The organism is Nocardia sp. bgisy134 (assembly GCF_057708325.1).
The window spans coordinates 45,956-59,713 of record NZ_JBYIRW010000008.1 but is presented as its reverse complement, the minus strand read 5'-3'; the positions used below and the strand labels follow the sequence as shown (position 1 = coordinate 59,713).

14 protein-coding genes are annotated in these 13,758 nt (G+C 67.8%); 6 read left to right on the top strand and 8 right to left on the bottom strand.

The window, feature by feature from the left end; genetic code table 11:
* Window positions 1-101 precede the first annotated feature (101 nt).
* Window positions 102-737, bottom strand: a complete 636-nt coding sequence (locus AC3ERS_RS15905; protein WP_431968124.1) for an HhH-GDP family DNA glycosylase — start codon at window positions 735-737, stop codon at window positions 102-104.
* A 170-nt stretch (window positions 738-907) separates the two neighbouring features.
* Window positions 908-2,065: a zinc-binding dehydrogenase gene (locus AC3ERS_RS15900; RefSeq protein WP_431968122.1), complete on the bottom strand. Its 1,158-nt coding sequence runs from the start codon at window positions 2,063-2,065 to the stop codon at window positions 908-910.
* Window positions 2,066-2,195: 130 nt separating this feature from the next.
* On the opposite strand from AC3ERS_RS15900, the gene AC3ERS_RS15895 reads away from it, so the two are divergent.
* The gene (locus tag AC3ERS_RS15895; RefSeq protein ID WP_431968120.1) at window positions 2,196-3,023 is read left to right on the top strand and encodes a class I SAM-dependent methyltransferase; all 828 of its coding nucleotides are present in this window, start codon (window positions 2,196-2,198) and stop codon (window positions 3,021-3,023) included.
* A 16-nt stretch (window positions 3,024-3,039) separates the two neighbouring features.
* Here AC3ERS_RS15895 and AC3ERS_RS15890 read toward each other — a convergent pair whose 3' ends face one another.
* From AC3ERS_RS15890 to AC3ERS_RS15880, 3 genes are all read right to left on the bottom strand, one after another.
* Window positions 3,040-3,186, bottom strand: coding sequence for a hypothetical protein (locus AC3ERS_RS15890; RefSeq protein ID WP_431968118.1), 147 nt, complete (start codon window positions 3,184-3,186; stop codon window positions 3,040-3,042).
* Window positions 3,187-3,594: 408 nt separating this feature from the next.
* The gene (locus AC3ERS_RS15885) at window positions 3,595-3,849 is read right to left on the bottom strand and encodes a hypothetical protein (protein ID WP_431968116.1); all 255 of its coding nucleotides are present in this window, start codon (window positions 3,847-3,849) and stop codon (window positions 3,595-3,597) included.
* Between the two features lie 7 nt (window positions 3,850-3,856).
* Window positions 3,857-4,237, bottom strand: a complete 381-nt coding sequence (locus AC3ERS_RS15880) for an SDR family oxidoreductase (protein WP_431968114.1) — start codon at window positions 4,235-4,237, stop codon at window positions 3,857-3,859.
* Window positions 4,238-4,370: 133 nt separating this feature from the next.
* Between AC3ERS_RS15880 and dnaK the strand changes: the two genes are divergently transcribed.
* From dnaK to AC3ERS_RS15855, 5 genes are all read left to right on the top strand, one after another.
* Complete coding sequence (dnaK, locus tag AC3ERS_RS15875; protein ID WP_431968112.1) at window positions 4,371-6,218, top strand: molecular chaperone DnaK; 1,848 nt, start codon at window positions 4,371-4,373, stop codon at window positions 6,216-6,218.
* Window positions 6,215-6,877, top strand: a complete 663-nt coding sequence (gene grpE, locus AC3ERS_RS15870) for a nucleotide exchange factor GrpE (protein ID WP_431968110.1) — start codon at window positions 6,215-6,217, stop codon at window positions 6,875-6,877. Before dnaK ends, grpE begins: the two co-directional genes overlap by 4 nt.
* Window positions 6,878-6,901: 24 nt before the next feature.
* A complete protein-coding gene (gene dnaJ, locus AC3ERS_RS15865; protein WP_431968108.1) occupies window positions 6,902-8,059 on the top strand; it encodes a molecular chaperone DnaJ in 1,158 nt (385 codons plus the stop codon).
* Window positions 8,059-8,457: a heat shock protein transcriptional repressor HspR gene (locus AC3ERS_RS15860; RefSeq protein WP_431968106.1), complete on the top strand. Its 399-nt coding sequence runs from the start codon at window positions 8,059-8,061 to the stop codon at window positions 8,455-8,457. The genes dnaJ and AC3ERS_RS15860 overlap by 1 nt, the downstream gene beginning before the upstream one ends.
* Before the next feature lie 581 nt (window positions 8,458-9,038).
* Window positions 9,039-10,208: a globin domain-containing protein gene (locus AC3ERS_RS15855; RefSeq protein WP_431968104.1), complete on the top strand. Its 1,170-nt coding sequence runs from the start codon at window positions 9,039-9,041 to the stop codon at window positions 10,206-10,208.
* 99 nt (window positions 10,209-10,307) lie between these two features.
* Here AC3ERS_RS15855 and AC3ERS_RS15850 read toward each other — a convergent pair whose 3' ends face one another.
* From AC3ERS_RS15850 to AC3ERS_RS15840, 3 genes are all read right to left on the bottom strand, one after another.
* Window positions 10,308-11,084, bottom strand: coding sequence for an FAD-binding oxidoreductase (locus tag AC3ERS_RS15850; protein ID WP_431968102.1), 777 nt, complete (start codon window positions 11,082-11,084; stop codon window positions 10,308-10,310).
* Window positions 11,085-11,133: 49 nt separating this feature from the next.
* Window positions 11,134-12,291, bottom strand: coding sequence for an FAD-binding oxidoreductase (locus AC3ERS_RS15845; RefSeq protein WP_431968100.1), 1,158 nt, complete (start codon window positions 12,289-12,291; stop codon window positions 11,134-11,136).
* A gap of 480 nt (window positions 12,292-12,771) precedes the next feature.
* On the bottom strand, window positions 12,772-13,707 hold the full coding sequence (locus AC3ERS_RS15840; RefSeq protein WP_431968098.1) for an NADP-dependent oxidoreductase: 936 nt from the start codon (window positions 13,705-13,707) through the stop codon (window positions 12,772-12,774).
* Window positions 13,708-13,758: the final 51 nt, after the last annotated feature.

Below are 13,758 nucleotides of genomic sequence, written 5' to 3'. Positions count from 1 at the left end.
TCACTCGGGTCCGGCACGCGGCCGGAAGTGGCGCCGGTTCCTCAGCCGACGCATCGACGCGGCGGCCCAAGGCATGCGCCGCTGACCGCCTGCACGACCGGTCAGGTCGGCAGGCCCTCGGCCACCTTGTCATCGATGGTGACGCGGACCAGTGCGGCGGCCAGATCGGCGGCGCGGTCCCGGGGTGCCAGATCGGCCAGCTCGTCCGGCGCGGCGGGCAGGCCGACGCGACGGGCGCCGCGCAGGGCGCGGTCGTCGAAGTGGGGTCGCGCCCAGGACCAGGTGTCCTGGACTTCGCGGAGGAAGATGTCGCTGCCGGTGGGACCGATGCCGTCGAATTCCTGGAGCAGGTCGGCTGCTCGGTCGGGGTCGCCGTCCGCTGCGGCGGCCAGTTCGCGCAGGTCGCCGTGGTATTGCTCGAGAACGCGTTCGGCGTTCGCGCCGAGCCGGGTAGCGGTGCTTTCGTCGTAGCGCTTGTAGTGGGCGCGACCGAGGGCGTCGACCAGGTCCTGCCAGTCGGCGTCGGCCACCTTCTGCGGTGTCCGGTACCCGCTGTGGGCCAGTTCTTTGGCGGCGGCCACCGCGATGTCCGCGGAGATCCGGGTGCTCATGAGCTCGGCGAGCATCAGCAGTTGGAACAGCGGCGCGGGTTTGTCCGCGAGCTCGATACCCGCCTCGGCGGCGTACCCCGTGCCCGCGCGATCCAGCAGAGCCCGCACAACCTCACGATCACCCATCACGCCCTCCTCGCTCGACTACCGAACGCGTACCCATGCCCGCTGCGTTGATGCACGGCGAAATCCACGGGAGAGAATGGTTGCTCCGAGCGGGCGGGAAGCCACCGTCTTTCTCCGTCGAATCCATTCGACTCCCGTCGAGAGAGAAATGGTGGTCGAGGCCGACAGGCTCAGGGCGCGATTGCGGAGCTGGACGGATCGATGAGGATCTTGGCGTGGCGCTCCGGATTGCCCAGCGCGGTGAACGCGCTGTCGATGCCCGCCAACCCGACGGTGCCGGTGATCAGGGGCGCCGGGTCGACCTTGCCGTCGGCGATCATGTGCAGCGTGTCGCGGAACTCACCGGGGTCGTAGCCGAGCGCGAAGCGCAGCTCGATCTCCTTGTTGATCGCCATCGCCGGGTGGAAGCGGTCGGTCTCCATGCACACGCCGACCACGACGACCCGCGAGAGCGGGGGAGCCGCGGTGAGTATCTGATCGATGATGCCCGGCACGCCGACGCATTCGAAGATCACCGGCCCCGCCGGTCCCGCGTCGAACGTGTGCGCGAGCCGAAAGACATACCACCACGGCAGATTCGGGACTCGGCGCAGTCGCTGCATGGTGTCGAAGCCGAGCCCGAGCAGATCCGTGACGCTGCCGATCCCTTTCTTCGGCGCTGCCTCCCAGGGTGATTCGGCCGCCGGATCCACCACCACGTCCGCACCGCACGCGGCCGCCAGCTCACGGCGGCGCGGGGAGAAATCGCTTGCGATCACGGTGCGGACGCCCGCTGCCTTCAGCATGCTGATCACCGCGAGACCGATAGGCCCGCAACCGATCACGAACGCTGCGCGCCCCTTGCCGACTCGCCCTTTGCGAACCGCGTGCCAGGCCACCGCCATCGGTTCGGTGAGCGCGGCGAGTTCGGCCGAGAGCCCGTTCGGCACCGGCATGGTCATGGACTCCTGCACCACCACCTGCTCGGCGTAGCCGCCTGGGGCGGCCGTCGACAGTCCGGTGAGATGCGGCTGCCCGTCGTGCCGAATGATCGGCAGCGCGACCACTTTCGTCCCGGGCTTCCAGCGCTTCCGGCACCCTGGCCCGTATTCGACTATCTCCCCGCTGAATTCGTGCCCGAGCACCACGCTCTGCTCGGCCCGCATGAACGCGTCGTACCCGGTCGCACTCGCCAGCTCGGCCATCTCGTCGGCATGGGTGCGAGCGTGCAGATCGGACCCGCAAATCCCGCACCGCACCACGTCGAGCAAGACCTGCCCGCGCCCGGGCCGCGGCGCTGGCAACTCCTCGACCTGGAACTTCGTATTCGTCACGACAGCTGCTCGCATACCGGAACTCCTCTCGGACACCCCGCGCCGAACCTATCACCGCCCGCCCCGCCCACGGGCACGAACGACCAGCCGGTATCCCGCAGTCCGAGGACCGTACGGCGAACCCGAAGTCGGCTAGGTTGGCATCGTGACCACGGCTGACGCGGCTCGTGCTGCTGAGGAATTCTTGCGGAACCTGCACAACCGAGCGCCGGAAGCGATGGGTCGCTACGTCGCCGCGCACCGCTTGCCCGATGGCAGAACCAGCTATCAGTTCCTCGCCGAACGGGTCGCGCGCGCCCGGCGTGTGCTCGATCTCGGGTGCGGTGACGGCGCGCTGCTGGCGGTACTCGCCCGCGACGGCGCGACCGGGCTCGCCGGTGTCGACATCTCCGAGGGCGAGCTCGCGGTGGCTCGCCGGCGCCCCGAGCTGGTCGACGCCGATCTGCGCGAAGCGCGCGCCCAGGAGCTGCCCTTCGCCGAGGATTCCTTCGACGCGGTGGTCTGCCATATGGCGTTGATGCTGATGGCCGACGTCGAGCAGGTCATCGCCGAGACCGCCCGGGTGCTGCGGCCGGGCGGCAGGCTGGCCGTCGTCGTCGGCGCGCGGTCGGCCGAGGGCAGCGGGCTCGAGTTGTTCCTCGAGCTGGCGCGGCCGCTGTTCGCGCAGCGCCCCATCCCGCCGCTCGGCGACCGCCGCACCCGTAGCCGCGACGGATTGAACGAGCTGCTGACGGCAGCCGGTTTCGCGTCGATCACCTGGGAGGAGATCACCCTCGGCGGATCGGGCACACCCGAACAGGTATGGGACAACGCCATCGAAAAGTACTACGACACAACGACGCTCGCCGCCGAGGAAATCGCGGCACTGCGCCGCGAATTCCTCGCGCGAGCCGCGGCGCTGACCGAGGACGGATTGCTCACTCGCGGAGAGCGATCGGCGGTCGCCACGACCCGGCTACCCGCGAGCCGGTAACCGGAGCGACCCGCGCTCACCCGTTCACGAAGGTGAGGCTGGTCGCGTCGTAGCGGGTGCCCGCGATCTTTTCCGCCGGGGCGGCCGCCTCGATGGCGGCGAGATCCTCGGGGGAGGCGGAGACGGCGAGTTCGCCGAGATGCCGGGTGCGGACGTCGATCATGGTGCTACCTCCTGCGCTCGAAAAACCTGCTGGCACAAGACGCTAGGAGTTGGAGTGCGCTCCATGTCGAACAGTTCCGAGTGCGCCGCGAAATCCGTCGCTCCGCCCTTGATTCGAACGTATGTTCGGCTAGGATGGGAAGCGTCCCGCCTCCGATGGAGGTGTGCCGATAGAAGTGAGCCGAATGACCACTCGTTCGCCGGGTGGTGCAACGGTCAGCCGACCTACTTTTGGTCTACCTGTACGAGGGCAGGGTCGGCGCTCCGGTCAGCGAGCCGTGGGCGCCTTGACTTGGATTCGTCGCGAACCGCTGTCGGGAGCGACCGCGGCGGCGTGAGTGAATCACGCCGCCGCACTTTCAATGCCGTTGCCGCTGCGGCGAACTCGGTAGGAGCCGCAGTCGCCGCACTACCCGACCGCGAAGAGGACGGCCGTCGCGAGGACGACGAGGCCCGACATGCCCCATCCGATCGTGTTTCCCAGTTCGGTCCGGGACGCGCGGGTGGCCTTGTCCAGTCCCTCCTCCTTGGCCGAGGGGAGGAAGAACAACACGATGAAGCCGATCGGACCGGCCGCGAGCAGCCAGGCCAACGGCTGCAATCCCTTCTTGTAGGCGAGCGTGCCGACCAAGGTCATCATGGCGATCCCGATTGCGATCTGCATTCGTCCCTCATCCCCGAGCATTGTGCTGACCTGCCTGCATCGATGACGCGGAAAAGGTTGTTACACAGTGGAATCGAGAGAACCGGTGCACGTGCCAGCCTCCGGCCGTCGCGCGCGCCACCGGTTCGTCCGCGCCGCCCGGCGTCGCGAGGTCGACCGCAACGGCCGTCGCGCCCGTCGCCTCGGGTTCGGCGGTGGGTTGGCGGGCCCCGCCGACCGCGCGTACGCCCTCGGCGGTCAGGCGGCGCGCCGTCGCGAGTCCGATACCGCGGCTGCCGGGAATATCGCGCACGGGTCGCCGGTTGAGGTTTTCGACAATGTTGAGCGAGTCGGACTCAAGTTTCGTTTGACGCCCGGTGTGGATTGGGTGCAGGATTGAGCCGACCACGCTCAGCGTTGCTGGGACCGTGCTCCGTGAGGTGCTAGGGGCGAGGTCTCGCGGCGGTCGACAGAACACGCCGCAGGGCGAGCTGTCTCGCCTGGCACCGACACACAAGTACGTCAACTAGGAGGAAACAAACATGGCTCGTGCGGTCGGAATCGACCTCGGGACCACGAACTCGGTCGTCGCCGTTCTCGAAGGCGGCGAGCCGGTCGTGGTCGCCAACTCGGAAGGATCGCGTACCACCCCGTCGATCGTCGCGTTCGCGAAGAACGGCGAGGTGCTGGTCGGTCAGCCTGCGAAGAACCAGGCCGTCACGAACGTCGACCGCACCATTCGCTCCGTCAAGCGTCACATCGGCACGGACTGGTCCGTCGGCATCGACGACAAGAAGTACACCGCGCAGGAGATCAGCGCGCGCGTGCTGATGAAGCTCAAGCGCGACGCGGAGGCCTACCTCGGTGAGGAGATCACCGACGCGGTCATCACCGTGCCCGCGTACTTCGAGGACTCGCAGCGCCAGGCCACCAAGGAAGCCGGTCAGATCGCCGGTCTGAACGTGCTGCGCATCGTCAACGAGCCCACCGCGGCCGCGCTCGCGTACGGCCTGGACAAGGGCGACAAGGAACAGACCATCCTGGTCTTCGACCTCGGTGGCGGCACCTTCGACGTCTCGCTGCTGGAAATCGGCGAGGGCGTCGTCGAGGTTCGCGCGACCTCCGGTGACAACCACCTCGGTGGCGACGACTGGGACGAGCGGGTCGTCAAGTGGCTGGTCGACAAGTTCAAGGCCAGCTCGGGCATCGACCTGACCAAGGACAAGATGGCCATGCAGCGCCTGCGCGAGGCGTCGGAGAAGGCCAAGATCGAGCTGTCCTCGTCGCAGTCGACCTCGATCAACCTGCCCTACATCACCGTCGACGCGGACAAGAACCCGCTGTTCCTCGACGAGCAGCTGACCCGCGCCGAATTCCAGAAGATCACCTCGGACCTGCTGGACCGCACCCGTGCGCCGTTCCAGTCCGTGATCAAGGACGCGGGCATCAACGTGGCCGACATCGACCACGTCGTCCTCGTCGGTGGCTCGACCCGTATGCCCGCCGTCTCGGACCTGGTCCGCGAGCTCACCGGCGGCAAGGAGCCCAACAAGGGCGTGAACCCGGACGAGGTCGTCGCCGTCGGCGCCGCCCTGCAGGCCGGCGTGCTCAAGGGTGAGGTCAAGGACGTCCTGCTGCTCGATGTGACCCCGCTGTCGCTGGGCATCGAGACCAAGGGCGGCGTGATGACCAGGCTCATCGAGCGCAACACCACCATCCCGACCAAGCGTTCGGAGACCTTCACCACGGCCGACGACAACCAGCCGTCGGTGCAGATCCAGGTGTTCCAGGGTGAGCGCGAGATCGCCTCGCACAACAAGCTGCTCGGCTCCTTCGAGCTGACCGGCATCCCGCCTGCCCCGCGCGGCGTGCCGCAGATCGAGGTCACCTTCGACATCGACGCCAACGGCATCGTGCACGTCACCGCCAAGGACAAGGGCACCGGCAAGGAGAACACGATCAAGATCCAGGACGGCTCCGGCCTGTCCAAGGAGGAGATCGACCGGATGGTGAAGGACGCCGAGGCGCACGCGGCCGAGGACAAGGCGCGTCGCGAGGAGGCGGAGACCCGCAACCAGGCCGAGTCGCTGGTGCACCAGACCGAGAAGTTCATCAAGGAGAACGAGGACAAGGTGCCCGCGGACGTGAAGTCCAAGGTCGAGGCGGCCATCGCCGAGGCCAACGAGGCGCTGAAGGGCACCGACATCGCGGCCGTGAAGTCCGCGGTGGAGAAGCTCGCCACCGAGTCGCAGGCGCTCGGCCAGGCCATCTACGAGGCCTCCGCCGCCGAGCAGGCCGCGTCCGGCGACGGCGCGTCCAGCTCCGCGAGCGACGACCAGGTCGTGGATGCCGAGGTCGTTGACGAGCCGGTCGACACGGAGAAGAAGTGACTGAGGGCAACCAGGCCGATTCGGCACAGGAACCGATCACCTTCGTCGACAAGCGCAAGGTCGACCCGGCCACCGGTGAGGTTCGGGAACCGGTCGCGGACACCGCGGCCGGCCCCGGCCCCGAGGGCGGGAACGGTGCTGAAGGCAATGGCGTTCTGACTCCGGAGGGAGCCGAAGCGCTGGCCGAGACGATCGGTGTCGAGCTCGCCGAGCGCACCGCCGACCTACAGCGGCTGACCGCGGAATACGCCAACTACCGGCGCCGCGTCGAGCGCGATCGCAAGACCGCCATCGACGGCGCCAAGGCTGCCGTGGTCACCGAACTGCTCGGTGTGCTCGACGATCTGGATCGCGCGAGGGCCCACGGCGACCTCGAGTCCGGACCGCTGAAGTCGGTGGCGGACAAGCTGGTCGAGGCGCTGCGCAAGCAAGGCCTCGAGGAGTTCGGCGCGGAGGGCGAGCCCTTCGACCCGACCCTGCACGAGGCCGTGCAGCACGAGGGTTCCGGCGCGGATCCGGTGCTCGGTGTCGTGATGCGCAAGGGCTATCGGTTCGGCGATCGGGTGCTGCGGCACGCGCTCGTCGGGGTAACCGATGGCGTGGCCGATCTGGCCGAGACCGAGGCATCGGATGTAGATGCCAATGCGGACGACAATTAACACCTTGGGAGGAGGAGATACTCGGTGAGCCAACGGGAGTGGATCGAAAAGGACTTCTACAAGGAGCTGGGTATCTCCTCCAGCGCCTCGCAGGACGAGATCAAGAAGGCCTACCGCAAGCTCGCCCGCGACCTGCACCCGGACGCCAATCCGGGTGACACCAAGGCCGAGGAGCGCTTCAAGGCCGTCAGCGAGGCGCATGCCGTGCTGTCGGATCCGGCCAAGCGCAAGGAGTACGACGACACGCGAAAGCTCTTCGCGGGCGGCGGTTATCCGCGCGGCGGGTTCACTCCCGGCGGCACGGGCGGCTTCTCGCAGGAATTCAACATCGGCGACATCTTCGGCGGCGCCACCACGGGCGACGGCGGGCTCGGCGACCTGCTCGGCGGCTTGTTCAACCGGGGTGGCGCTCGCACCACGAGCCGTCCGCGGCGCGGCGCCGATGTGGAGACCGAGACGACGCTCGGCTTCCGCGAGGCCGCGCAGGGCGTGACCGTTCCGCTGCGGATGACCAGTCCGTCGCCGTGCACCACATGTCACGGCAGCGGCGCCAAGCCGGGGACCAGTCCCCGGGTCTGCGCCAACTGCAACGGAACCGGGGTGGTCAGCCGCAACCAGGGTGCGTTCGGATTCAGCGAACCGTGCGACGAGTGCCGGGGTTCCGGCTCGATCATCGACGACCCGTGCGTCGACTGCCACGGCAGCGGCATCCAGAACCGCACCCGGACCATCACGGTGCGGATTCCGCCTGGCGTCGGCGACGGTCAGCGGATCCGGTTGGCCGGACAGGGTGAGGCGGGACTGCGCGGTGCGCCTTCGGGCGACCTGTTCGTCACCGTGCACGTCAGCCAGGACAAGGTCTTCGGCCGTAACGGCGACGACCTGACCCTGGTGCTGCCGGTCAGTTACGCTGAATTGGTGCTCGGCACAACGGTCTCCGTGCCGACGTTGGAAGGGCGCGTCGGCGTCAAGGTGCCGCCCGGTACCGCCGACGGGCGGATCCTGCGGGTGCGTGGCCGCGGCGTCCCCAAGCGCGGCGGCGGCGCCGGTGACCTGCTGGTCACCGTCAAGGTCGCGGTGCCGCAGAAATTGGACAGCGATGCCACCGACGCGCTCAAGCGCTACCAGGAGGCGGAGCGGTCCAGCGGATTCGATCCTCGTGCGGGATGGGCAGGTGCGTGATGTCCACTGATCCGAAGAAGGCGTCCGGTGGGTCGCGAGCCGAGTTCTTCATGATCTCGGTGGCGGCCCAGCTGGCGGGCATGCACGCGCAGACACTGCGCACGTATGACCGGCTGGGACTGGTGACGCCGCAACGCACTTCGGGCGGCGGGCGACGTTATTCGGCGCGGGACGTCGAGCTGCTGCGCGAGGTGCAGCGGCTGTCCCAGGACGAGGGCGTGAACCTGGCGGGCATCAAACGCATCATCGAACTCACCAATCAGGTCGAGGAATTGCGGGAGCAGCTCGCCGAGATGCGCGCGGAGGTGGAGCGGCTGCGGGCGAGTTATCGCCCGGATCTCGCTCCGCCGCAACGCAGTACGGCGTTGGTGGTGTGGAAACCACGCAACCAGCGCTGAGGCGAGTGGAATTCGGGCCTCGCCGCCGACTCGTTTTCGGGTCCGCGGCGGGGCCCTTTCTCAATTCCGGGGCTTTTCCTCGGCCGAAAAGACGAGGAAAAGCCGAGGCGAATGTTGTTACCGGCGAGTTCGAGTTTGCTGTGCGAGTATCCGAGTTTGCTGGGACGCAGTGGATTCCGATGATCATGGTTCGCCACATGAGCAACCGACCGGTCCGCTTTCGCTGTCGCCCTGGGATGCGCAAAGATTGCCCCGCAGCAACTCTCGGCTCCGATCGCGGAGTTGCCACAAGATCGCTCCGCTCGGGTCAACTGGACGAGGCTTGCAAACCGAGGCGCGCGAATTCGGTGAGTGTGCGACTGAATTCACCGCTCTAGTACGGTCTTTCGGTCTGTTATTCGCGAGTTTTGCGCTTCCGTTTCTTGTTTCCACGGAATTCCACGCGTGATGTTTATTCGTTGCGTTCCGTTGCTGGCAAACCTCGCCTACACTCCTTGGCATCGGCTGCTGTCGAGTGTCCCGCAGCACTTTCACTCGCCGGCGCGCTCTGCGTTCTAGTGCGAAATGGGGTTGTGACACAAATGGATTCGCGGACTGTCGCTTTGATCAGAACAACGTTCAAGGCGGTTGCTGCGGAAGACGGCGGGCCGGAAAGGCTGGCCAGGTCGTTCTACGCGATCCTGTTCACGGACTACCCGCAAGTCCGTGATTTCTTCCCCGCTGCGATGGATTCACAGCGCGACCGCCTCGTCAAAGCTATCGGCTACGCCTTGGACCGGCTCGAGGAGCCCGACAAGTTGTTGCCGTTCCTCGCCCAGCTCGGCCGCGATCACCGCAAATACGGTGTGCAGGCCGAACACTACGCCGCGGTGGCCACCGCTCTGAAGATCGCGATGCGCCGCTTCGCGGGCACCGAGATGTGGACCGACGAGGTCGAGAAGGCGTGGGACGAAGGGTTGACCGTCATCGGCGACACGATGATGGGCGCCGCCGAGAAGGAGGCCACGCCCGCCGTCTGGTCCGGCCGGGTGCTGGAGAACCGGCTGGTCCTGCGCAATCTGGCGATCGTGCGATTACAACTCGACCAGCCGATGCAATACGCCGCGGGTCAATACATGAGCGTGCAGATCCCTTCGCGGCCGCGGATGTGGCGCTATCTCTCGCCCGCCGTGCCCGCGAACGCCAACGGCGAGATCGAATTTCACGTGCGCGGCGTGCTCGGCGGCTGGGTCAGCCCGGCCATCATCGGCCAGACGCAGGTGGGAGACCAGTGGCTGATCGGCTCGCCCCTCGGTGGGCTCGGCGTGCCGCGCAACACCAAGCGCAAGATGCTCATGGTGGGCTGCGGCACCGGTATCGCGCCGCTGCGGGCCCAGCTGATGCAAATGGCGTTGCGGCGAACGAATCCGAAAGTGCACCTGTTCATCGGCGGCCATCACCCGTGCGATCTCTACGATCTGGAGACGCTGAGCAAGCTGGCGATGGCCAACCGCTGGCTGACCGTGACGCCGGTCAGCGAGAGCGACGAAAACCCGTGGTGGTATTACGAATCCGGAGAGGTCGAGCGAATATGGCCGGGACTGGAGCCGCGCATGACCGGCCAGCTCGGCAAGGTCGTCGCCAGCTACGGCTCGTGGGCCGATCGTGACGTGCAGATCGTCGGCTCGCCCTCGATGGTGCAGACCACCAAGTTCCGCTTGATGGCGGCGGGCACCCAGACCAAACACATCCGCCACGATCCGCTGTTCTAGCGGACGCCCTCGCCGTTCCGGCGAAGGCCGGGATCCAAGCGGGTGACGACTATCCGCGAGTCTTCGACTGGATCCCTGCCTTCGCCGGAACGACGGCGGTCAAAGGCCTTCGTACTGAATGCGTTCGGCGGGCGTGCCGGTCTCGACGAGCCGGTCCACCGTGGCCCGCGTCATCGCGGGCGAACCGCAGACGAGCACCTGGTGACGGTCGAACGCGCCGTGCGAGCCGATCACGTCGGCCAGCGTGCCTTGCAGCAGTTCGTCGACGGGGAATCCGATGTCGACGCGCGTGTGCTCGTACCACTCGTCCTCCCAGTTCGGGTCCTCCAGGTTCTCCACCACCGGCACGATGGTGAGCCAGTCCAGCTCCTCGGCGAGCAGGACGAGCATGTCGGAGGCGTACAAGTCGCGCGGGGACCTGCCGCCGACGAACAGGTAGGTGCGCGGGGGCTCGGGCAGCCTGGCCAGTTCCAGGATCTGCGCGCGCATCGGCGCGAGACCGGTGCCGCCCGCGATCATCACCACCTCGTCACCCGCCGGATCGACGGTGAACGCGCCCTGCGGCGCGGCGATCCGCCACTCGTCGCCCTGCTGAGTGTCGGCGACCAACGAGCCGCTCAGCCAGCCGCCCGGCACGGTGCGCACGTGGAATTCCAGCTTGCCGTCCAGCGAAGGCGGTAGCGCGGGGGAGAGCCTGCGGCGCACTCCGGGCTGCTGTGGCACCCGGACCTCGACGGACTGGCCCGCGACGAACGGCACGAACTCGCCGATCAGACGGATCACCGCTACGTCGTGGCGCAAACGATGGTGGCCGACGACGGTCGAGGTCCACTCCTGTTGCGCGACTCCGTTGCCGAGCGCGCCCGGCTCCGTCATGGGAACTCCTCTGCTGTTGTGGGGTGCCGCGGCGCGTGGCCGCGGCGGATCAGACGGGATCGCAGCTGATGACGTGTTCGGGCGTGCCGACCGCGATGAGCGCCCTCCGGGTGTCGGCGATCATCCGCGCCGAGCCCGCGATCTGGATCTGGCGGTCGGCCCACGCGCCGAAGCTGGCCACCACCGCGCCCAGGTTGCCGACCAGCGTGCGGTGCATGCCGTAGGGCGCGTCGGAGGCCGGGTGCGGGTACCACCACGGATTGGTCTTCTGCTCGCAGACCGGGACTATGGTGAGCCACGGATTGCTCTGCGAGAGCTGCCACATGTTCTCCACGTCGTACAGGTCGCACGGGTAGCGGCCGCCGATGAAGAAGTGCACGCGCGGGTTGATGCCGCGCTGGCTCATCTCGATGAGCTGGGCGCGCAGCGGGGCGATGCCGGTGCCCGCGCCGATGAGCAGCACGTCGCGCCCGGTGTCGCGGTCCACGTGTAGTCCGCCGAGCGGGCCGCCGATCAGCCAGCGATCGCCCACCTGCGTCTCGTTGACGATGGCCGGGCTCACCCATCCGCCGCGAATCTTGCGCACGTGGAATTCCATCTCGCCGTAGGGATTCGACGGAATCGCGGGCGAGAGGTAGCGCCACATCTTGGGCCGCTGCGGCACGGCGATCGGGACGTACTGCCCGGCTTGGTAGGGCACCGGGCTGTCGGACTGCAAGCGCACGATGGCCAGGTCTTCGAGCACCCTGCGGTGGCCGACCACCGTCGCCTCCCAGTACGGCTGGGACTTGTCCGAGTTCGCGCCGATGGCCATCGACGCCGATATCAAGATCATGATGTCGCGCCAGCCCTCCTCGAGCTGACGGCTCCATGCCGCGCCGTTGTACACGCGGATCGCGGCGAGCAACGCGCGGCCCGCCTGATCGTAATGGGCGGCCTCGACGCCGTACTTTCGATGGTCGCGCGCCAACTGCTCGAGAAACTTCTGCGCGCGATCCCAGTATTCCAGGTGGTCGAGCACGAACTGGATGGCCGTGGACAACCGCTTCGGTTGCATGTCCATCGCGGGTGGGAACAGCTCGCGCAGGCGTGGATTCTCGGCGAACAGATGACCATAGAACGCACTGATCAACCGCTCGGGTCCGCCTGGTGACTCGGTCACCGAACGGAAGTTGGCGCGGACCAGCGCTGCCGAACGCGCATCCACGACGAGATTTCCTCTCTTCCCGCTTATAGCTGCGCATCCGCTATCGACTGCTGCGCAGGGACGTGCCCCTAACCGGCGGTCCTTCGCGGACAAGTATCCCCGAAAAGTCCGTGGTCGTGTGGGTATGCGCAGCATGCTCTCGACCGCTCCGGTTATCCCTCGGCTAAGTCGGCAGCTCGGGACGTCTGCCCGGCTGGCTCGCGGCGCTCACGCGCCCGCTGCTGCCTCGCTGCGCTCGGCCCCATGGTTGGGCCACCGACCAGGATAGCGGGGGCAGGTGAACCTGCCCACGGTGTGGTTCTCTGGATGGGTACCTGCAACGGGAGGACAGGGGCTGCTCGTGCGCCGTCTACGCACAAGTTGACCGCATCACCGGCGGCCCGATGTCAGGATGCCCCGGCAACGGTGGCGCGAACAGCGGGTGCGACTTGCTCGACGTAGTGGCGGACCTGCTGCCTCGGATCGCCCTCGGTCGGCTGCTCAGATGGCCAGCACGGTCTTGCCGCGTGCGCCCGCCGCGCCGAGGACGGCCGGCGCCTCCTCCAGCGGGACGGTCGCGTCGATCGGCACCACCACGTCGCCCGCCGCGACGCGGGTCAGCAGCCGGGTCAGTTCCGGCGCGCGGCCCTTGGATTCGAAGTTGCCGCCGCGCAGGCCGCGCTCGCGCAGCGCGGCCTCGTCGGCCGAGAACACGATGGAGTACACCGCGCCGCCCTCACGCACGAGTTCGGTCAGCGGCGCGAGCGCCTCGGGCGGGCTGACCAGGTCGAAGAGCACATCGACGCCGTCGGGGTTGGTGAAACGCACCGAATCGGCGACGGGCGCCTGGCTGTAGTCGACCGTCTCGGCCGCGCCGAGCCTGGCCATCCGATCGGCGGTGTCGCCGCGCGCGGTCGCGATGACGTGCGCGCCCGCGATATTGGCCAGCTGCACGAGAAAGGAGCCGACGCCGCCCGTCGCGCCGACGATCAGCACCTTCTGGCCGGGCCGGATCTGGGCCGCGTCGACCAGGTCCTGCGCGGTGACGCCCGCGGTCGGCAGGGCCGCGGCGGCGAGCGTGGTGATCGATTCCGGGATGGGCACCAGCGTCGCGTCCTGCGGCAGCACCGAGTACTCGGCGAAGCTGCCGTGGCCTGCGGGCGGCACCAGGAACTTGCCGACCACGCGGTCGCCGACCGTGAACTTCGTGACGCCCGGGCCGACCGCGGCGACGCTGCCCGCGCCGTCCACCCCCAGGATCGCCGGAAAGTCGTGCGGCAGTTTGCCTTCCAGGATGCCCTTGGACATCTTCAGGTCGAAGGGGTTGACGCCCGCGGCGTCGAGCTGCACCTTGACCGTCTGCGGGCCGGGCTCGGGCACCGGCATCTCGGCCAGCTCGACGGGATCTCCGAACTTCCGTACCACGATCGCGCGCATCGGTTTCGCTCCTCGGTTCGGCTGAAGGGTGATGCATCACTAACCGTCTTG

Excerpts from the sequence above, each read along its gene's own strand:
- AC3ERS_RS15905 (WP_431968124.1), bottom strand. The coding sequence starts at position 737 with ATGGGTGATCGTGAGGTTGTGCGGGCTCTGCTGGATCGCGCGGGCACG.
- AC3ERS_RS15900 (WP_431968122.1), bottom strand. The coding sequence starts at position 2,065 with ATGCGAGCAGCTGTCGTGACGAATACGAAGTTCCAGGTCGAGGAGTTG.
- AC3ERS_RS15890 (WP_431968118.1), bottom strand. The coding sequence starts at position 3,186 with ATGATCGACGTCCGCACCCGGCATCTCGGCGAACTCGCCGTCTCCGCC.
- AC3ERS_RS15885 (WP_431968116.1), bottom strand. The coding sequence starts at position 3,849 with ATGCAGATCGCAATCGGGATCGCCATGATGACCTTGGTCGGCACGCTC.
- dnaK (WP_431968112.1), top strand. The coding sequence starts at position 4,371 with ATGGCTCGTGCGGTCGGAATCGACCTCGGGACCACGAACTCGGTCGTC.
- AC3ERS_RS15860 (WP_431968106.1), top strand. The coding sequence starts at position 8,059 with ATGTCCACTGATCCGAAGAAGGCGTCCGGTGGGTCGCGAGCCGAGTTC.
- AC3ERS_RS15855 (WP_431968104.1), top strand. The coding sequence starts at position 9,039 with ATGGATTCGCGGACTGTCGCTTTGATCAGAACAACGTTCAAGGCGGTT.
- AC3ERS_RS15850 (WP_431968102.1), bottom strand. The coding sequence starts at position 11,084 with ATGACGGAGCCGGGCGCGCTCGGCAACGGAGTCGCGCAACAGGAGTGG.
- AC3ERS_RS15840 (WP_431968098.1), bottom strand. The coding sequence starts at position 13,707 with ATGCGCGCGATCGTGGTACGGAAGTTCGGAGATCCCGTCGAGCTGGCC.